Source organism: Microbacterium sp. Cr-K32, assembly GCF_000708345.1.
Lineage (GTDB): Bacteria > Actinomycetota > Actinomycetes > Actinomycetales > Microbacteriaceae > Microbacterium > Microbacterium maritypicum_A.
In genome coordinates this window covers 322,136-341,275 of sequence record NZ_JARD01000008.1, presented here as the reverse complement: position 1 = coordinate 341,275, position 19,140 = coordinate 322,136, and the positions used below count along the sequence as shown (strand labels likewise).

Here is a 19,140-nt window from a genome sequence, read left to right as displayed (position 1 = left end):
GTTCTCCGGATCCCCCGGCCTGCGACTACTTCTCCGCCGACTCCGCGATGCGCAGGTCGAGGGGCACATCGATCGGGAAAGAGCCGAACAGTCTCGTCGTCGCGGTGGCCGCTGCCTCTCGCACGGCCTCCGCAGCGGCCTCGGCATGTTCGAGCGGAACATGCAGGATCACCTCGTCGTGCAGGAAGAACGCGAGGTGCGGCGCGCGTGCGAACGGACCGGATGCCGCAGCCTCGGCGAACACCTCGGGGATCTGCTGCAGCCGATGACGGATCTCCGCCAACCAGATCAAGGACCACTCGGCAGCCGTGCCCTGCACCACGAAGTTCCGGGTGAACCGCCCCCAGTCGCGTGCTCTGCGTCGCGCGAGAGCCACGACCGCCGGGTCGGCGTCCGCGTCGGTCGCTTCCGACTGCAGCCGCATCCACTCCACCGATGGCCGCGGGGAGGATCGGCCGAGCCAGGTCGACACGATGCCACCGTCCTCTCCCGTGCGCGCTGCGGCATCGACGAGCGCCATCGCGCGCGGGTACACCTTGCGCAGGCGCGGAACCAGCCGGCCGCTGTCGCCCGTCGTGGCTCCGTACATCGCTCCGAGAACCGCGTACTTCGCCTCCTCCCGAGTCGCGACCGCACCGGAGGCGACGACTCCGGCGTAGAGATCACTCCCCCGGGCGGCCCGGGCCATCGCCTCATCGGCCGCCATCGCGGCGAGCATCCGGGGTTCCAACTGCGCGACGTCCGCCACGACCAGAGTCCATCCGGGATCCGCCCGCACTGCGGGGCGCAGGCTCCTCGGCAGCTGGAGCGCCCCACCGCCGGCCGAGGCCCAGCGCCCGGTGACGACGCCACCCGGGATGTACACCGGACGGAATCGTCCCTCGTGCACCCACTCCGCAAGCCATGCCCAGCCGTTCGCGCTGAGCAGTCTCGAGAGCTTCTTGTACGCGAGCAGCGGTTCGACCACGGGATGATCGTGCTCTGCAAGCTCCCACCGACTCGTCGACTCCACCTGGATGCCGACGCGATGCAGCGCCCGAAGCAGCTTCTGCTGGCTGTCGAGGTGGAGCGACGAGTCACCGAGGAGCTCACGCACCCGATCGCCGAGCTCGACCATGCGGCTCGGCACTCCCCCGGCGACCGGACGCGTCCCCAGGGCGTCGGTCAGGATCGCATCGTGCACGCCCGCGTCCCAGGGCAACCCTGCGACCCGCATCTCCTCGGCGATCAGGCCACCCGCCGATTCGGCGGCGCACAGCAGCGTGAGACGTCCGTCCGGTGCCGCAGCGATCACGTCGCGCTGCGCCCGGTACTGATCGAGCGTCACAGCGACCGCATCGTCATCGACGACATCGTCGAACACGTCGAACAGCGATGGGACCGCTGCGGCCGGTTCGCGTCGCTCCCAATCGGGCGATGCCGGGAGCGGGCTCGGAACCGACGAGGTGTCCCGCAGGATGGCGTGGCACAGGACCAGATCATGGCTGCGCGTGATCCGAACTCCGTGGCCCAGGAGAAGCGCGTAGGTTTCCGCGGCGGAGCGCATGATCCATCGCGGAGCATCGGAATCCTCGACCGAACGAACCCACGCGGCGAGATCATCGGCGCGCAGAAACGTGCGGTCCTGCTCTCGGTCGTTCCCGTCGAGTTCGATCGCCGCGTACTCCCGCGGCCCGACGGATATCAGCACGATGCGTCTCTCGACGCGCGACGCCGGTGTCGTCATCGCCGGCGCGCGCAGGCGCCGCTCATGCGAGCCCGGACTCCTCGGTGCGCACGAGGATGCAGCCGCACTCAGGACATGAGACGACGAGGTCGTCGGCCGCGCGACGGATGTCATTCAGGTCGGTGCTGGGGAGCAGGATGCGGCAGCCTTCGCAGGTGCCGCGAGTGAGCAGCGCGGCGCCCGCGCTGTTCGCGGCACGGCGTGCGTACTCGGCCAGCAGCTCCGGCGCCACGCCTTCCGCAACGGCAGCCCGATCGCGGGCGAGTTGTGCACCGAGCTCGGTGGCCGCGGCGACATCCGCCTTCGCCTGCGCCGTCAGCGCGGAACCCTCCGCCGTCGTGGTGTCGAGAAGTGCCTGCTGGGCGGCAAGGGCGGCTTCCGCTTCCTCGAGCCGTCCCATCACATCGAGTTCGGCGTCCTCGAGGTCGCTCTGCCGGCGGGCGAGGCTCGCCAATTCGTGCTCGAGCGCCTGCGCGTCCTTGGAGTTCGTCGATGCGGCGAGCCGCTCCGCGTCGCGATTCCGTCGTGCCTCGACGACGGCGACATCGGATTCCAGGCGCTTCAGCTCGGTGCGCACATCGTCGCGGGTGCCGGCGAGCGCGGTCAGCTCGCGGAGCTGCTCCTGGCGGATCGCGACGAGCTCGGTGATCCGCCCCGCCTGGCTCGGCTTCGTTCGTGCACGCTCGGTCTGCGCGATGCGCCGATCGAGGTCGGCGATGTCGAGCAGGGTGCGCTGGTTCTCGGGGCTGGCGTTCACGCTCTCAAATCTAGTCGCTGTCACGACATCCGCCCATCAGTGCACGTCGCCGTCGACGTAGTACCAGTGACGGTCCTCCCGCACGAAGCGGCTGCGCTCGTGCAACGAGCCCCTCACTGCTCCCTGACGCCAGAGCGCCTCGAACTCCACCACGCCGTCGCGGTCGAAGGGGCCACCGGCCACGCGATCGATGACGACCAGCCGCCGCCACTCGAGGTCGGGCTCGAAATCGATCATCTCCGGCCTCGTCGTCGGATGCCAGCTGCGCAGAAGGTGCGCCGCGTGCTGAACGACGAAGGCCGTGTAACGCGAACGCATCAGACGCTCCGCCGTCGGAGCAGCGGCTCCATCGAGAATCGGGCGGCAGCACGCGCCGAACGTGTCCCCGGACGAGCACGGGCAGCGTGACCCGTCGTCGATCACGACGTCATCCGGCGCCATCTCCGCCTCCGTTGTCATCCCCTCAGCGTACGCTCGACGAAAAGGCCAAGAAGGAGCATCGTGACCACTCAGCCCGTCGTCCCCTCGTTCACAGCCCACAACGGGTTCGCTCTCCCGGCCATCGGCCTCGGCACCTACGGACTCCACGGCGATGTCGGGGCGGAGGCCGTCAGCGGCGGCATCGCCGCGGGCTACCGCCTGGTCGACACGGCGTTCAACTATGAGAACGAGGGCTCGGTCGGGCGCGGGGTCGCCACCTCGGAGGTCGATCGCTCCGAGATCATCGTGACCACCAAGCTCCCCGGCCGCCACCATCCCTCGGCGAAGGCGCGCACGAGCATCGAGGAGAGTCGCTCCCGGCTCGGTCTCGACGTCACGGATCTGCACCTCGTCCACTGGCCCAACCCCATTCAGGACGAGTACGTCCAGGCCTGGGCCGCGCTCGTCGACGCCCAGGCCCGCGGTGTCGTCCGGCAGATCGGCGTCTCGAACTTCCTCCCGGAGCACCTGGAGCGCATCGAGCAGGAGACCGGGGTGCGGCCCGTCGTCAACCAGATCGAGGTGCATCCGTACTTCCCGCAGGAGGAGCAGCTCGCCTACCACCGAGAGCACGGCATCCTCACCGAGGCATGGAGCCCGCTGGGTCGCGCGAAAGAGCTCTTCGACGAACGGGTGATCCACGACATCGCCGCGGCCCGTGGCATCACGACCGCGCAGACGGTCCTCGCGTGGCACGTCGCCCGCGGCACGGTGTCGATCCCGAAGGCGTCGTCGCTCGCACACCAGGTGGCGAACCTCGCGGCGGCGGAGATCGTGCTCGACGACGCCGAGGTCGCGGCGATCACCGCGCTGGGACGCGCGGACGGACGCCTCTTCGACGCCGACCCGCGAACCCACGAGGAGTCCTGAGGCAGGCTCGCGTCAGACCTTCTGCGTGCCGAGCACCCTCAGGAACTCGAGCTTGCTCGCCGATTCGCTTCCGGGTGCGGCGGTGAGAACGATCAACGCGTGCGATTCATCCTCGGTGAAGAGCGCCTGACAGTCCACCTCGATCTCGCCCAGTTCCGGATGCACCATCACCTTATGCTGCTCGAACCGACGGCTCACCACGTGGGCGTCCCACAGCTCGACGAACTCCGGGCTCCGGGCGGTCAGCTCTGCGACGATCTCCCCGGCGCGGGATCGGGGGCCCATCACGCCGTGCGCGGCACGCAGCGACCCGACCAGGGCGCGGGCCTGTCGCGGGTGATCGGCCTCGCGATACCGACGCCGTTCGACGTCGGGATACGCGAACCAGCGGTAGATGCCGCTGCGGTCGAGCCCGGTGAGTGCACTCGCATCGCCCACGAGCGCGCGGGACGCATCGTTCTGCACCAACACTTCATCGAGGACGGAGACGACGAAGGCCGGGGTGTCGTGCAGTCGGTCGAGCACGCGGAGGATGCCGGGGCGTACGTACTCCGTGATGTGTGCACGATCGGGGGCACTGTGGCCGCAGAGCCGGAAGAGGTAGTCGCGCTCGTCCTCGGTCAGGCGCAGAGCCCGGGCCAGCGCGGCGAGGATCTGCACGCTCGGCTGCGGACCACGCCGCTGCTCCAGACGGGCGTAGTAATCGGTCGACATGGTCGCCAACTGCGCCACCTCCTCCCTGCGCAGTCCCGAGGTGCGTCGTCGCGGCCCTGCCGGGAGCCCGACGTCGACGGGCCTCAGCGCCTCCCGCCGACGGAGGAGGAATTCGGCCAGTGCATCACGATCCACCCCTGAAGTATCCCCCGCTGTCGACCCCGGTTCCAGGGATCCCCGATCCCTGGATGTCCGCTCTCTGGATGGACGGCGCCAGGAGGCCGAGGCTGGTTGCATGAACACCAGCGGAAACACCATCTTCATCCCGGGAGCGACGAGCGGTATCGGCCTCGCCCTCGCGCTGCGCATGCACGATCGGGGCAACACCGTGATCGTGGGCGGACGCCGCGAGGACCGCCTCGCGGCCATCGCGACCGCGCACCCCGGCATCCATACGATCCGCATCGACACTGCCGACGCGCGCAGCATCGAGGCCGCTGCCCGTGCTGTGCTCGCCGAGCACCCTGATCTCAATGTGCTCATCACCATGGCCGGCGTCATGCGGGCAGAGGACTGGACGACCCCGTCGGGCTTCCTCGCCACCGCCGAGGAGACGGTGACCACGAACGTCCTCGGGCCCATCCGGCTCATCGCCGCTTTCATCGAACACCTGCGCGCGCAGCCGGATGCGACGATCATGACGGTCTCCTCCGGGCTCGCGTTCGCCCCGCTCCGGGTGACGCCGACCTACAACGCCAGCAAGGCCGCCATCCACATGCTCAGCGAGTCTCTGCGCCTGCAGCTCGAGGGGAGCAGCGTGTCGGTGCTCGAACTGGAGCCGCCGGCCGTGCGCACGCCACTCATGCCCGGGCACGAGGAAAACGAGTCGGCGATGCCGCTCGACGAGTTCATCGACGAGGTCATGATGCTGATCGAATCGCAGCCGGACGCCACCGAGATCCAGGTCGAGCGGGTCAAGTTCCTCCGCTACGGCGAAGCGCGCGGCGACTACGACCAGGTCGTCGCGACGCTGAATCGCACCGACCCGCACGGTCGCTGAGAACTGAGGGCGTCGGCCTCCGAGCCGGCGCCCTCAGGGACGCAGGGTGGCAGCCGCGGCGGTGAGGGCGTCGGCGGACTGACGCAGCAACGCCAGCTCACCGTCGGAGAACGATGTGTTCCGGATCGGCACGGCACCCGCCGCACTCACGATCGACGGCACCGAGAGGGCGACACCGTCGAGCCCGTGGAAGTCGCGCAGCACCGTGCTCACCGGCATCACGGCATGCTCGTCGCTCAGGATCGCCTCGACGATGCGCGCGCTCGACAGGCCGATCGCATAGTTCGTGGCTCCCTTGCCCTGGATGACCTTGTACGCGGCGTCACGCACGTCGACCGCGATCTCCTGCAGCTCGTCGAGCGTGAAGCGCGGGTGCCCCGGCGTCTCCCACTCCAGGATCGGCACGGTGCCGATCGTCGCGCGGGACCAGAGCGGGAACTCGGTGTCGCCGTGCTCGCCGATGATGTGGGCGTGCACGCTGGCGGTCGACACTCCGGCGCGCTCACCGAGCTTCCACCGCAGCCTCGACGTGTCGAGCACGGTTCCCGAGGCGAAGATCCGCTCCGGCGGAAGCCCCGTCTCCTCCTGTGCGATCACCGTCAGCACGTCGCAGGGATTCGTGACGATCACGTAGATGGCGTTCGGTGCGACTTCGAGCAGATCGGGCATCATGCGGCGGATGATGCCCGCGTTGACCTCGGCGAGCTCGATGCGGGTCTGGCCGGGCTTCTGCTTGGCCCCGGCCGTGATCACCACGACGTGCGAACCGGCTGCGACAGAGATGTCGCTGCCGCCGATGATGTCGCTGGAGCCCGTGAACTGCGTGCCGTGGGCCAGGTCGAGCACCTCGGCCTCGACCTTTTCGGTCGCGATGTCATACAGCGCGACGTGCCGGGCAGAGCCACGGATCAGTGCCGCATAGGCGACACTCGATCCCACGCTTCCCGCACCGACGACCGTGAGCTTCGAGTTCTCGATGATCTCCATGCGCACAGTCTTGCAGTGCGGCACCCCGATCCGGGAGGGGTCTCACCGGAAGAATGCCGTCCCGTTCGACGACGTCACAGCGCGGCGGCGACAGCCTCCGCCGCAGTCGCGTGTGTGAACCGGAATCCGGACCGCTCCAGCACCTGAGGCCGGACATCGGCGTCGGGGAGCAACAGCGATTCCGCAGCGTCCCCGAGAACCCAGCGCAGCGCCCAGGCCGGCGCGGGCAGCCAGAACGGCCGGTGCATCCGCGCGGCGAGCGCACGACCGATGTCGTTCGCGGAGGCCGGAGTGGGTCCGGTGAGGTTGACCGGACCCACGATCTTGGCGTCCAGGATGTGGCGGATCGCCCGCACCTCGTCATCGAGCGAGATCCACGGCCAGATCTGCGTGCCGCGGCCCAACGGCCCGGAGACGCCGAATCGGGTCAGCTGGATGAGGGGCTTGAGGACTCCGCGTCTGTGCACCACCGGCGCGGTACGGAGCAGGGCGACCCGGGTGTGGTCTTCCGCGCGTCGCGCTTCGGCTTCCCACCGCACGGTCAGATCAGCCAGGAAGGTCTGCCCTGCGGCCGAGTCCTCGGTGAGGATCTCACCGGGGGCGGAGCCGTAGTACCCGACGGCGGATGCCGAGACGAGCGCCGGGGCGTCGGAGCGCAGTGCCCGAAGCGCGGTGGTCAGGGTACGCGTCGCCTGGAGCCGCGAGTCGACGAGCTCCCGACGATAGCCGCGTGTCCAGGGCAGCCGTCCCACGCTGGCTCCGCCGAGGGCGACGACCGCGTCTGCGCCCGTCAGAACCTCGGGGTCGAGTGCGCTCTCCCCCGGCGCCCATTGCGCCTCGTCCTCCGATCGCGGGATCCGACGGACCAGAGCGGTGACTTCGATCCCATCCGCGCGGAGCGATGCGGCGAGTGCGGTGCCGATGAGGCCCGATGCCCCGCTGATGACGATACGTCCCGCCATGTGTGAAAACTCCCCTGTCCGATCGCCGAATCGTGTCGTGCGGTCCAGCGTACGCGCCGCCTCGCTCCCCGGAGGTCAGGTCTCAGCGGGCCCGCCGATAGTGCGTCGCTATGACCCCGCTGCGAAGCGGTGTGGCGGAGATCAGCTCGAGACGGCGTGTTCCTGGCAGTCCGTCCTGATAGAGGGTCGGGCCGTGACCCACGATCCGGGGGTGCACGAGGAACCGGTACTCGTCGATCAGGTCCAGGCGATCGAGTTCGCTCGCCAGCATCCCGCTGCCGAGCAGGACACCATCGGGGGTGTCGTCCTTGAGTCTCTGCACGCTCGTGCGCAGGTCTCCGACGAGGCGATGGCTGTTGACCCAGGGGAAGTCGTCTCGCGTGGACGAGACCACATACTTCGGCTTCGCGTCCAGCGCGACCGCCCAGTCGTACAGCGCGCGTGGAGCGTCCACCTCACCGCGGGCGACCGCCGGCCAGGCGTCCTCCATCATCTCGTAGGTGGTCCGGCCCCAGAGCATCGCACCGGATTCCTGCAGCAGTCGCGTGAAGTGGGCGTGGGTCTCGTCGTCGGCGATCCCCTCACGATGATCGACGCAGCCGTCGAGGGTGACGTTGATGCTGAAGGTCAGAAGTCCCATGCGGGGAGCATAGGTCTGCGGCGAGGCGACCGCCAGGGGTTCTCGGGCGGTCGCCTCGCCGCTCATCGGCTGCCTTCACCCGCCCTTGGTGCCTCGCGAACGCGTGACGCCGATGACCGTGTCGAGGATCACGAAGCCGAGGAGTGTCCATCCGACGAGCGGAAGCCAGAAGCCGATGAGAACGGCGGCGACTCCCACCGCTCCGATCCCCCACCACGGTGCCGTCGGCAGCACGCGGCGGGGTGGGGCCCCGACGACGGGGCCCGTGACACGCGGCGTCCTCCGTTTCCACCACAGGAGATAACCGAGCACGACCATCGCGGCGAGTCCGACCGCGACGACGAACAGCACGACCTGGTTGACGAGTCCGAACATCACCCCCATGTGCACATTGATGCCCCAGCTGGCGAGCTTTGCCGCGAGCGGGAGGTCCGCGAAGTCGATCCGGTCGACGACCTGCATGGTGATCCCGTTGATCGCGAGGGAGTCGCCTTCCGTGGGGAAGCTGCTCTTGATCTCGCGGATCGTCCATGCCGTGCCGGGTTCTGCCGGTGGTTTGATCTCGACCTGCCCCGTGTTGACGTTCTCTTCTTGCGCGATCGCGAGGATCGCGTCGAAGGTAGCAGGATTGGCGGCGCCGGTCGGTGCGGTCATCGCGCCGTTGTGGCCGGCGTGCTCATCCGCTGACGCGGTTCCGCCGTCGAGGCTGGTCTCGATCGAGGGCGTGCCCCAGTCGAGTGCGGCGCGAAGACTGCTGACGTTGTTCCCGGCATACTGCGACCAGGTGATTCCGGTGGCGGAGAGGAAGAGCGCACCGAGGATGACCCAGATCCCGATGCTCGTGTGCCAGCCCAGCATCCCGCGGTAGCCCTTGTGGGCGAGGTTCGGGCGAAGGAGGTCCTTCTTCGCACGGGACTTCCGGATGCGGACGATCCACAGCGCCAGACCCGCCACGACCACGATCCCGAGCCAGGAGGCGGCGAGTTCGCTGTAGAGACGTCCGGCGTCTCCCAGGTGGAGGTTGCGGTGGAGATTGCTGATCCAGGTGCGGAGCGGCGTCGCGCCGCTGGTGCCGTAGACGACCAGATCGCCGCGGATCTCTCCGGTTCCGGGATCGACGAACACGGCCCTGGATTCGCTCGGTCCCAGCCCGTCCTCGGCGTACATGATCCGTGTGGTGTCGCCGGGTTCGGGTGCGGGCCGCACAGCGAGGAGTCCGGAGGGGTCGCCACGGTAGTCGGCGGCGGCCTCGATCTGCTCCGCGAGGGTGAGTGATGTCTGCGTGTCGGGTGCACGCAACTGTTCCGCGTAGACGGCCTGTTCCAGCTGCGGGGTCAGCGCGTACAGGGCGCCGCTGACGGCGGCGATGAGGATGAACGGCCCGACGAGGATGCCCGCGTAGAAGTGCAGACGGAGCAGCAGAGGGACGAACCATCCGCGTCGACGGGACCTGGCGGGCGGGGAGGGTGGGGAGTGTGGGGCGGATTCGGACGATGTGAGGGTCATGGTGATGCTTTCCGGATGTGAGGGGTCGCCGATGGATCGTCGTGCACACCCGGAAGAAGGGAATGCCCCGGGCGCAGACGGACGGCACCGACGGTCGTTCAGGAGGCTCTGGGCGCGCGTGGCGACCAGAGCGGGAACACACCGGCCGCAGACGAGCCGGTGCGGATCAGATCACGCCGTGCGCCGGCGGAGCCCGCCCCCGGAGACTCGCCAGTGTCGACGACTCACGCAGACGACGACCATGCGGCGAGACGCCGGGTTCGCGCAGATCGAGCATCGCGGGCGCGCCCAACGCCGCTGCCACCCGACGACGCACCCAGAGGACCACCCGAATCGCGAGGTCTCGCAGCGCGAGCAGCATCCGCTCACCGCGATGCGCGGCGGCGACCGTCACGATCGCCGCCGACAGGTGTCCGATCCACATGGTCCCGTCGGCGACGACCAACTCCGTCGTGCCGGAAGCACCGGGCAGAACCATGGCAGTGCCGTGCACGTGACCGAGGGACCGCCCCGAGGGCTCGATCGTCCCCAGGACGAACAGGAGGTGGAACAGGAGTTGGCTGATAGCGATGGAGATGCTCGATCGGATCACCGAGAGCTTCCGGCCCGCGAGGAGCACGCAGACCATGAGGGAGAAGATCCAGGGCACCAGGATGCCCAACGGGCCCGGCATCTGTCCGCCGCCGGTCACGTGGCCGGCCAGCGCCGCGAACGTCGCGAGCGACGCCGAGGAGAAACCACGCACGAGTGCGCTCTTCCTCGACGGGATCATGTTCCCATCCTGTCATCGCCGCGGCGACAGGATGGAGCTCGCGATCTGGGGTGGGCCCTGCCGGGATCGAACCGACGACATCCACGGTGTAAACGTGGCGCTCTACCAGCTGAGCTAAAGGCCCTGGTGTCGTCAGTCTATCGGGAGCCCGATGCGCACCCGTGTCGTAGAAGAGGGATAGGCTGAATCCGGCGCGCGTTGTGCACAGCTGACAAGGCTGCCCGTGTCGCTTCCCGTTTCCTTGGCATGACCTGCCAGCTTGACGAAAGGTTCCCCCGTGACCGTGCACGACCAGGATCCGTACTCCCAGGGCCCCCTCGACAGCGATCCGGAGGAGACCGGCGAGTGGCAGCAGTCCCTCGATGAGCTGGTGGATGCCAAGGGCCACGGCCGCGGCCGCGAGATCATGCTCAGCCTGCTCAAGCGCTCGAAGGAGCTGCACCTGGGCGTGCCGATGGTCCCGACGACGGACTACATCAACACCATCGCCTCGGAGAACGAGCCCGAGTTCCCCGGCGACGAAGAGGTCGAGCGTCGCTACCGTGCATGGATCCGCTGGAACGCCGCGATCACCGTGCACCGCGCGCAGCGCCCCGGCATCGGCGTCGGCGGACACATCTCGACGTACGCGTCGTCGGCCGCGCTGTACGAGGTCGGCTTCAACCACTTCTTCAAGGGTGCCGACAACCCCGGCGGCGCCGACCAGATCTTCATCCAGGGTCATGCCTCGCCCGGCACCTACGCCCGCTCGTACCTCGAGGGACGTCTGAGCGAAGACCAGCTCGACGGCTTCCGCCAGGAGAAGTCGCACGCCCCGAACGGCATCCCGTCGTACCCGCATCCGCGTCTGATGCCGGAGTACTGGCAGTTCCCGACCGTGTCTATGGGGCTCGGGCCGATCAACGCCATCTACCAGGCGATGTCGAACAAGTACCTCGAGAACCGCGGCATCAAGGACACCTCGCAGTCGCACGTCTGGGCTTTCCTCGGCGACGGCGAGATGGACGAGGTCGAGAGCCGCGGCCAGCTGCAGGTCGCCGCCAACGAGGGCCTCGACAACCTCACCTTCATCGTCAACTGCAACCTGCAGCGCCTCGACGGTCCGGTGCGCGGCAACGGCAAGATCATCCAGGAGCTCGAGTCGTTCTTCCGCGGTGCGGGCTGGAACGTCATCAAGGTCGTCTGGGGTCGCGAATGGGACGACCTGCTCGCCCGCGACACCGAGGGCGCACTGCTCAACCTGATGAACGTCACCCCGGACGGCGACTACCAGACGTACAAGGCCGAGTCCGGCGCTTACGTGCGCGAGCACTTCTTCGGACGCGACGAGCGCGCCGCGGCCCTCGTCAAGGACTACTCCGACGAGGACATCTGGAACCTCAAGCGCGGTGGCCACGACTACCGCAAGGTCTACGCCGCGTTCAAGGCAGCGACCGAGCACAAGGGCAAGCCCACCGTCATCCTCGCGAAGACCGTCAAGGGCTACGGCCTCGGTCCGCACTTCGAGGGCCGCAACGCGACCCACCAGATGAAGAAGATGACGCTGGACAATCTCAAGACTTTCCGCGACGCGATGCACATCCCGATCACGGATGCGCAGCTCGAGGAGAACCCCTACCTGCCCCCGTACTACAACCCGGGCCCCCAGGACGAGACGATCCAGTACATGCTCGAGCGTCGTCAGGCGCTCGGCGGCTATCTGCCGGAGCGCCGTTCCACCCACGTCGGACTGTCGCTGCCGGACGACTCGGCGTACGCCCTGCCCAAGAAGGGCTCCGGCACGCAGGAGATCGCCACGACCATGGCGTTCGTCCGTCTGCTGAAGGACCTGCTGCGCTCGAAGGACTTCGGCCACCGCATCGTCCCGATCATCCCGGACGAGGCCCGCACGTTCGGAATGGACGCCTACTTCCCGTCGGCGAAGATCTACAACCCCAACGGCCAGCACTACACGTCGGTCGACCGCGAGCTCCTCCTCGCCTACAAGGAGAGCCCGCAGGGCCAGATCGTGCACGTCGGCATCAACGAGGCGGGTGCCCTCGCGGCGTTCACCGCGGCCGGCACCTCCTACGCCACGCACGGCGAGCCGCTGATCCCGATCTACCTCTTCTACTCGATGTTCGGATTCCAGCGCACCGGCGACGCCCAGTGGGCGGCCGGCGACCAGATGGCCCGCGGGTTCATCATGGGCGCCACGGCAGGTCGCACCACCCTCACGGGTGAGGGCCTGCAGCACGCAGACGGCCACTCGCACCTGCTCGCCGCCACGAACCCGGCGACGGTCTCGTACGACCCGGCCTACGGCTACGAGATCGCGCACATCATGCGCTCCGGTCTCGAGCGCATGTACGGCGGCAACCACGAAGACCCCAACGTCATGTACTACATCACGCTCTACAACGAGCCGATGGTCATGCCGGCGGAGCCGGAGAACGTGGACGTCGACGGCATCGTGCGCGGCATCCACCGCGTTTCGGTCGGCGAGGGCGAGGGCCCCCGCGCCCAGCTCTTCGCGTCGGGCGTCGGTCTTCCCTGGGCACTCGAGGCTCAGCAGCTGCTGAAGAACGACTGGGGTGTGATCGCCGACGTCTGGTCGGTCACGTCCTGGACCGAGCTTCGCCGCGACGGCCTCGCCGCCGACGAGCACAACTTCCTGCACCCGGAGGAAGAGCCCCGCACCGCGTACCTCACCCAGAAGCTGCAGGGTGCCGAGGGTCCGGTCGTCGCGGTCAGCGACTTCATGCACGCTGTGCAGGACCAGATCCGCCCGTGGGTGCCGAACCGCTTCGCCACGCTCGGTGCCGACGGCTTCGGCTTCTCCGACACGCGGGCCGCGGCTCGTCGCTTCTTCAAGATCGACGGCCCGTCGATCGTCGTCCGCACGCTGCAGTCGCTCGCCGAAGACGGGGTCGTCGACCGTTCTCTCGCCGCGCAGGCCATCCAGAAGTACAGCCTGCACGATGTGAACGCCGGAACCAGCGGCAACGCGGGCGGCGAAAGCTGAGCCCTCGGTGACAGGTTCTCCTCCTTCCGGCATGGACAAGGCCGCGACGCTCACCTGGCTGCGCCGGATCTCCGGTGACATCGCCTCGGTGACGATCAAGCGCCTGGAGGACACCCTCCCGTGGTACGCCGATATGCCACCAGCCCGCCGCTCTGCGGTCGGGCTGGTGGCCCAGGCGGGCATCACGTCGTTCATCCAGTGGTACGAAGACCCCACCTCCACCCCGTGGATCGCGGCCGACATCTTCGCCGCGGCCCCGCGTGAGCTCCTGCGCAGCGTCAGCCTCCAGCAGACCCTGCAGCTGATCCGCGTGACGGTCGAGGTCACCGAGGAGCGCGTCGCCGGACGGGGAAACGATCTCCGCGAAGCGATCCTGCTCTACTCGCGTGATGTCGCCTTCGCGGCGGCCGACGTGTACGCCAGGGCTGCGGAGGCCCGGGGCCTGTGGGATGCGCGCCTGGAGGCGCTCGTCGTCGACTCGATCCTCACGGGCGAGGCCGACGAAGAGCTCCCGAGCCGGATCGCCGCGCTCGGATGGCACGGACACGGGGAGGTCGCCGTCCTCGTCGGCACCACGCCTCCCCAGTTCGACGTCGATCTGGTCCGCCGTACGGCGAGGAAGCTCGCTGTCGACGTGCTCATCGGCGTGCAGGGCTCCCGACTCGTCCTGGTGCTCGGACGCGCCAGAGTCGAGGGGCACGAGGTCGAAGAGGAAGAGCTCGGCTTCCAGGAGATCGCCTCCCGCCTCGAGCCGTCCTTCGGCCCCGGATACGTCGTACTCGGCCCCGAGGTCGCCGCCCTCGTGGACGCGAGCCAGAGCGCACGCGCCGCGCTCGCGGGGTTCGCCGTCGCCCGTGCATGGCGCGGTGCTCCCCGTCCCGTCGAAGCCGATGACCTGCTCCCGGAACGGGCACTCGCCGGAGACCCGTTGGCGAAGCAGACCCTGATCGAGCGCATCTTCCGCCCCTTGCAGGCGCACTCCACCGATCTGGTGACGACCCTGTGGAGCTACCTCGACAACGGGCGCTCCCTCGAAGCCACAGCACGCGAGCTGTTCGTGCACCCCAATACCGTGCGCTACCGCCTGAAGCGCGTGAGCGAGGTCATCGGCTGGGACGCCACCGGCCCCCGTGAGGCTCTCATCCTGCAGACCGCGCTGATCCTCGGTTCGATCGGTGCGGCGGATCAGGTACGGCGGCGGCCACCGCTTCGACGTCCGCAGCGCTGAGCGCGCCCTTCTGTACGCCACACACAAGGGTTTTTCCGAATCTTGTGATGGATCATCCACCGATCTCCGGCAATCGTTGGCAGACTGGGTGGGTGATTGTCGTCGTATGCCCAGGTCAGGGCTCGCAGACCCCCGGATTCCTCGCCCCTTGGCTCGAGCTCGACGGGGTGGCCGAGCGCCTCGCCTCGTACTCCGACGCCGCGGAGGTCGATCTGCACGAACACGGCACGGCGTCCGACGCCGACACGATCCGTGACACGCGTGTCGCGCAGCCGCTGATCGTCGCCGCGTCGTTGATCGCCGGTGACGCATTGACGCAGCGCGCCGGTCGTCGCGCCGACGGCATCGCCGGCCACTCGGTCGGAGAGATCGCGGCACTCGTCGGCAGCGATGTGATCGACGCCGACACCGGCATGCGCCTGGTGGGCATCCGCGGCCGTGCGATGGCCGACGCTGCGGCGCAGGAGCAGACCGGGATGAGCGCCGTGCTCGGGGGCGACGAAGACGCCCTTCTGGCGCGCCTCGCCGAGCTCGACCTCTCCCCCGCCAACTACAACGGCGGCGGACAGATCGTCGTCGCCGGCGCCCTCCCGGCTCTCGCCGCTCTCGCGGAGGAACCCCTCAAGGGCACCCGCGTGGTCCCGCTGCAGGTTGCCGGAGCCTTCCACACGCGGTACATGGCGTCCGCCGTCGCCGCTCTCCGCGATGCGGTGGCCGACGTCACCCCCGCGAACCCCGACATCACTCTCTGGACCAACCGTGACGGCTCCGTCATCGCGGACGGGGCCCAGGCGCTGAGCTTCCTCGTCGACCAGGTCTCGTCGCCGGTGCGCTGGGACCTCTGCATGCAGTCCTTCGCGGACGCCGGCGTGACCGGGGTCATCGAGCTCGCCCCCGCCGGCGCCCTGGTCGGCCTCGCCAAGCGCGGCCTCCGCGGTATCCCGACCGTCGCCGTGAAGACTCCCGAAGACCTCGATGCAGCCGTCGCGCTGCTGAATGGAGAAGCCGCATGAGTGCCACCCTCGCCCAGGTGACCGGCCCGGCATACACGCGCATCTACTCCTACGGCGCCGCCCGCGGCGAGAACGCCGTGCCGAACGAAGACCTGGTGGGTCCGATCGACTCCAGCGACGAGTGGATCCGCCAGCGCACGGGCATCATCACCCGCGCGCGAGCCGACAAGGGGACGGACGCGATCGACCTCGCGACCACGGCGGCGGCCGAGGCGATCGAGAAGTCGGGTGTCCCGGCGGACCAGGTCGATCTGGTGATCGTCGCGACCATCAGCAACCCCAAGCAGACCCCGTCCGTCTCGGCGATCGTGGCCGACCGTGTGGGGGCGAACCCCGCGGCGGCCTACGACATCAACGCTGCCTGCGCCGGCTACGCCTATGCGATCGCTCAGGCCGATGCGCTGATCAAGGCCGGCGCTGCGCGCTACGCGCTGGTGATCGGCACCGAGAAGCTGTCCGACGTCGTCGATCCGACCGACCGCAGCATCTCCTTCCTCCTCGGCGACGGTGCGGGCGCTGCGCTCATCGGCCCGAGTGACACGCCGGGCATCGCTCCCGCGGTCTGGGGCTCCGACGGCTCGAAGGCCGACGCGGTAGGCATGAACGGCACACTCACCGACTTCCGCGACGGCATGGTGCCGTGGCCGACCCTCCGCCAGGAGGGCCCGACGGTCTTCCGCTGGGCGGTCTGGGAGATGGCCAAGGTCGCACGCGAGGCGCTGGACAAAGCGGGCGTCGAGCCCTCCGACATCGCCGCGTTCATCCCGCACCAGGCGAACATGCGCATCATCGACGAGTTCGCCAAGCAGCTGAAGCTTCCCGACACCACGGTGATCGCGCGCGACATCGAGACGACGGGCAACACCTCCGCCGCCTCCATCCCGCTGGCCAGCCACCGCCTAATGGCCGAACACCCCGAGCTGTCGGGCGGTCTCGCCCTGCAGATCGGCTTCGGTGCCGGTCTCGTGTTCGCCGCACAGGTCGTCGTCCTTCCCTGAGAATGCGCTGACCTTCCCTAGACTGTTCCACGGTTCCGAAAACAACCCGCAAGAAAGAGGAAGACCACATGGCTTTCACCAACGATGAGGTCCTCGCCGGCCTCGCAGAGCTCATCACCGACGAGACCGGCATCAACGCTTCCGAGGTCGCCCTCGAGAAGTCGTTCACGGACGACCTCGACATCGACTCCATCTCGATGATGACGATCGTCGTCAACGCCGAGGAGAAGTTCGGCGTCACCATCCCCGACGACGAGGTCAAGAACCTGAAGACCGTCGGCGACGCTGTCAGCTTCATCGTCGCGGGCCAGGAGTAATCCCGGCAGGATGCCACTCCCGCGCCTCGCGGGGAGTGGCATCCTCCGCCTGCCCTCTCACCCGTTCGACTTCGTTTCGACAAGGAACCACACCTCATGACCAAGCGCATCGTCGTCACCGGCATCGGCGCCACTTCCGCCATCGGCGGCACGGCCCCGGAGAACTGGACGAACCTGCTGGCCGGCATGTCCGGCACCCGCACGCTCGAACACGACTGGGTACAGCAGTACGAGCTGCCCGTCACCTTCGCCGCCGAGGCGATTGTCCGCCCTGAAGAGGTGCTCCCCCGCCACGAGGCCAAGCGCCTCGACCCCTCGTCGCAGTTCGCGCTGATCGCCGCACGCGAGGCCTGGGAGGACGCTGGTTCTCCCGATGTCGCCCCCGAGCGCCTCGGCGTCGACTTCGCCACCGGCATCGGCGGCCTCTGGACGCTTCTGGACGCCTGGGACACCCTCCGTGAGAAGGGTCCGCGCCGGGTCATGCCTCTCACCGTTCCGATGCTCATGCCGAATGCCGCTGCCGGAAACCTGTCGCTGCAGTTCCACGCCCGCGCTTACGCGCAGACCGTGGTCAGCGCGTGCGCCTCCAGCACCGAATCGATCATCCACGCTTTCCATCACCTGCAGGACGGGCTCGCGGACGTCGTGATCGCCGGCGGCACGGAATCCGCGATCCATCCGATCACGATGGCCTCCTTCGCCTCAGCGCAGGCCCTCTCGCGCCGGAACGACGACCCCGCCCATGCCTCGCGTCCCGGCGCGATCGACCGTGACGGCTTCGTCATGGGCGAGGGCGCAGCCGCGCTGATCCTCGAGACCGAGGAGCACGCCAAGGCCCGCGGCGCCAAGATCTACGGCTATGTGCTGGGTGGTGGCGTCACCGCAGACGCCTATCACATCACCGGCAACGACCCCGAGGGCAACGGCGCGGCCCGTGCCGTCACGCAGGCGCTCGAAGAGGCCGGGGTCACGGCCGATCAGGTCACGCACATCAACGCGCACGCGACATCGACTCCGGTCGGCGACCCCAACGAGTACGTGGCACTCAAGAAGGTCTTCGGAGACCGGATCGACGAGATCCCCGTCTCAGCGACGAAGGCATCGACCGGGCACCTTCTCGGTGGCACCGGTGCGCTCGAGGCGATCTTCGCCCTCCTCGCGCTGCGCGACCGTGTCGCCCCGCCGACGATCAACATGACGGAGCCCGACCCGGCAGTCCCGTTCCGCCTCTCCGGCGAAGCCACGCCCCTCGGAGACGGTCCGCAGGTCGCGATCAGCAACTCGTTCGGATTCGGCGGTCACAACGCGGTCCTCGTGGTCGCCAGCGCCGACTGACACGCCACAACGATGAGCGGCCCTCGGGATTCCGAGGGCCGCTCTTCTCATCTGCATGAAGATCACACGGAAGCATGAGCATCCGCCGGTACTCGGTAATGCAAGCGTGCACAGGTCATGCAGGTGCGCGGTGTTCCGTCAGACGGTGCGGAGGCTCCCGAGCTTCTGCGATCGGGCCTCGCGCATCCGGGTGATGCGCGGGAGGAACCAGCCGATCAGCGGGCCGACACCGAAGGCGAAGAGCACGGTGCCGACGCCGACGGGACCGCCCAGCAGGAAGCCCACGAGCAGCACGCTCCCTTCGATCAGTGTGCGCACCAGCCATACCGCCCATCCGGTTCGACGGACGAGCCCCGTCATCAGGCCGTCACGAGGGCCGGGGCCGAAGTCGGCGGCGATGTAGAGGCCGGTCGCGAAGGACAGCAGAAGCAGCCCGAAGACGAACATCGGAGCGCCGATCCACACCGAAGACGGTTGCGGAATCAGGGCGAGCGCGAGATCCGCACTCGGACCGACGAGCAGGGCATTCAACACGGTGCCCAGCCCCACGCGTTGGCGCAACGGAATCCACAGCAGAAGGACGACGATCGAGACCAGTACGGTCATGACGCCGTAGCCGAGGCCGGTCTGCGCGGCGAGACCGAGAGCCAGCACGTCCCAGGGAGCGACGCCGATGCCTCCCCGCACCATGAACCCGAGCGCGACGCCGTAGAGGAACAGACCGGCGAGCAGCTGCACGAGCCTCTCGACGAGGTCGCGCCGACTGGTCGCCGTCACGGGGAGGAGCACAGAACGCAGGAGCATCCCTCCACTCTGGCCCCCGATCCGCCT

The 19,140-nt window shown here is 68.5% G+C and carries 18 protein-coding genes and 1 tRNA gene; 8 read left to right on the top strand and 11 right to left on the bottom strand.

Annotated features, from left to right (window positions below; genetic code table 11):
* Nucleotides 1–25: 25 nt before the first annotated feature.
* The 3 genes from GZ64_RS0103005 to GZ64_RS0102995 are packed head-to-tail and all read right to left on the bottom strand — an operon-like array spanning nucleotide 26 to nucleotide 2,942.
* Nucleotides 26–1,726, bottom strand: coding sequence for a bifunctional 3'-5' exonuclease/DNA polymerase (locus GZ64_RS0103005; RefSeq protein ID WP_029265059.1), 1,701 nt, complete (start codon nucleotides 1,724–1,726; stop codon nucleotides 26–28).
* 22 nt (nucleotides 1,727–1,748) lie between these two features.
* Nucleotides 1,749–2,483 carry a zinc ribbon domain-containing protein gene (locus GZ64_RS0103000; RefSeq protein WP_029265058.1) on the bottom strand — a complete coding sequence of 245 codons (735 nt, stop codon included), beginning with the start codon at nucleotides 2,481–2,483 and terminating at the stop codon, nucleotides 1,749–1,751.
* A 36-nt stretch (nucleotides 2,484–2,519) separates the two neighbouring features.
* A complete protein-coding gene (locus tag GZ64_RS0102995; protein ID WP_029265057.1) occupies nucleotides 2,520–2,942 on the bottom strand; it encodes a YchJ family protein in 423 nt (140 codons plus the stop codon).
* A gap of 42 nt (nucleotides 2,943–2,984) precedes the next feature.
* Between GZ64_RS0102995 and GZ64_RS0102990 the strand changes: the two genes are divergently transcribed.
* Nucleotides 2,985–3,833, top strand: coding sequence for an aldo/keto reductase (locus GZ64_RS0102990; RefSeq protein ID WP_036330961.1), 849 nt, complete (start codon nucleotides 2,985–2,987; stop codon nucleotides 3,831–3,833).
* Nucleotides 3,834–3,845: 12 nt separating this feature from the next.
* Here the strand turns inward: GZ64_RS0102990 and GZ64_RS0102985 are convergent, their stop codons facing one another.
* Complete coding sequence (locus GZ64_RS0102985; RefSeq protein ID WP_029265055.1) at nucleotides 3,846–4,682, bottom strand: helix-turn-helix transcriptional regulator; 837 nt, start codon at nucleotides 4,680–4,682, stop codon at nucleotides 3,846–3,848.
* A 100-nt stretch (nucleotides 4,683–4,782) separates the two neighbouring features.
* On the opposite strand from GZ64_RS0102985, the gene GZ64_RS0102980 reads away from it, so the two are divergent.
* On the top strand, nucleotides 4,783–5,547 hold the full coding sequence (locus tag GZ64_RS0102980) for an SDR family oxidoreductase (RefSeq protein WP_029265054.1): 765 nt from the start codon (nucleotides 4,783–4,785) through the stop codon (nucleotides 5,545–5,547).
* A gap of 33 nt (nucleotides 5,548–5,580) precedes the next feature.
* On the opposite strand, the gene GZ64_RS0102975 is transcribed toward GZ64_RS0102980, so the two are convergent.
* The 6 genes from GZ64_RS0102975 to GZ64_RS0102950 form a co-directional block, all read right to left on the bottom strand.
* Nucleotides 5,581–6,534 (bottom strand): L-lactate dehydrogenase, encoded by a 954-nt coding sequence (locus GZ64_RS0102975; protein ID WP_021200718.1) that lies wholly within the window; start codon nucleotides 6,532–6,534, stop codon nucleotides 5,581–5,583.
* Between the two features lie 74 nt (nucleotides 6,535–6,608).
* Entirely contained in the window at nucleotides 6,609–7,496 is an 888-nt protein-coding gene (locus tag GZ64_RS0102970) for a TIGR01777 family oxidoreductase (protein ID WP_029265053.1), read from the bottom strand.
* An 82-nt stretch (nucleotides 7,497–7,578) separates the two neighbouring features.
* On the bottom strand, nucleotides 7,579–8,136 hold the full coding sequence (locus GZ64_RS0102965; protein WP_029265052.1) for a dihydrofolate reductase family protein: 558 nt from the start codon (nucleotides 8,134–8,136) through the stop codon (nucleotides 7,579–7,581).
* A 75-nt stretch (nucleotides 8,137–8,211) separates the two neighbouring features.
* Nucleotides 8,212–9,642 (bottom strand): PepSY-associated TM helix domain-containing protein, encoded by a 1,431-nt coding sequence (locus GZ64_RS0102960; protein ID WP_029265051.1) that lies wholly within the window; start codon nucleotides 9,640–9,642, stop codon nucleotides 8,212–8,214.
* Nucleotides 9,643–9,808: 166 nt separating this feature from the next.
* The gene (locus GZ64_RS0102955) at nucleotides 9,809–10,414 is read right to left on the bottom strand and encodes a hypothetical protein (RefSeq protein WP_051667816.1); all 606 of its coding nucleotides are present in this window, start codon (nucleotides 10,412–10,414) and stop codon (nucleotides 9,809–9,811) included.
* Nucleotides 10,415–10,465: 51 nt separating this feature from the next.
* Nucleotides 10,466–10,538 (bottom strand) — tRNA-Val (locus GZ64_RS0102950).
* Nucleotides 10,539–10,691: 153 nt separating this feature from the next.
* Here GZ64_RS0102950 and aceE point away from each other — a divergent pair.
* The 6 genes from aceE (at nucleotide 10,692) to GZ64_RS0102920 (ending at nucleotide 18,309) form a co-directional block, all read left to right on the top strand.
* Entirely contained in the window at nucleotides 10,692–13,418 is a 2,727-nt protein-coding gene (gene aceE, locus GZ64_RS0102945; protein ID WP_021200723.1) for a pyruvate dehydrogenase (acetyl-transferring), homodimeric type, read from the top strand.
* Nucleotides 13,419–13,449: 31 nt separating this feature from the next.
* Nucleotides 13,450–14,646: a PucR family transcriptional regulator gene (locus tag GZ64_RS0102940; protein WP_021200724.1), complete on the top strand. Its 1,197-nt coding sequence runs from the start codon at nucleotides 13,450–13,452 to the stop codon at nucleotides 14,644–14,646.
* A 92-nt stretch (nucleotides 14,647–14,738) separates the two neighbouring features.
* On the top strand, nucleotides 14,739–15,659 hold the full coding sequence (locus GZ64_RS0102935) for an ACP S-malonyltransferase (protein ID WP_029265048.1): 921 nt from the start codon (nucleotides 14,739–14,741) through the stop codon (nucleotides 15,657–15,659).
* Nucleotides 15,656–16,657, top strand: coding sequence for a beta-ketoacyl-ACP synthase III (locus GZ64_RS0102930; protein ID WP_029260261.1), 1,002 nt, complete (start codon nucleotides 15,656–15,658; stop codon nucleotides 16,655–16,657). Before GZ64_RS0102935 ends, GZ64_RS0102930 begins: the two co-directional genes overlap by 4 nt.
* A gap of 68 nt (nucleotides 16,658–16,725) precedes the next feature.
* Nucleotides 16,726–16,974 carry an acyl carrier protein gene (locus GZ64_RS0102925; RefSeq protein WP_017830435.1) on the top strand — a complete coding sequence of 83 codons (249 nt, stop codon included), beginning with the start codon at nucleotides 16,726–16,728 and terminating at the stop codon, nucleotides 16,972–16,974.
* A 96-nt stretch (nucleotides 16,975–17,070) separates the two neighbouring features.
* Complete coding sequence (locus GZ64_RS0102920; protein WP_029260260.1) at nucleotides 17,071–18,309, top strand: beta-ketoacyl-[acyl-carrier-protein] synthase family protein; 1,239 nt, start codon at nucleotides 17,071–17,073, stop codon at nucleotides 18,307–18,309.
* Nucleotides 18,310–18,447: 138 nt separating this feature from the next.
* Here GZ64_RS0102920 and yczE read toward each other — a convergent pair whose 3' ends face one another.
* Nucleotides 18,448–19,113: a membrane protein YczE gene (yczE, locus tag GZ64_RS18905; RefSeq protein WP_029260259.1), complete on the bottom strand. Its 666-nt coding sequence runs from the start codon at nucleotides 19,111–19,113 to the stop codon at nucleotides 18,448–18,450.
* Between the last annotated feature and the right edge of the window lie 27 nt (nucleotides 19,114–19,140).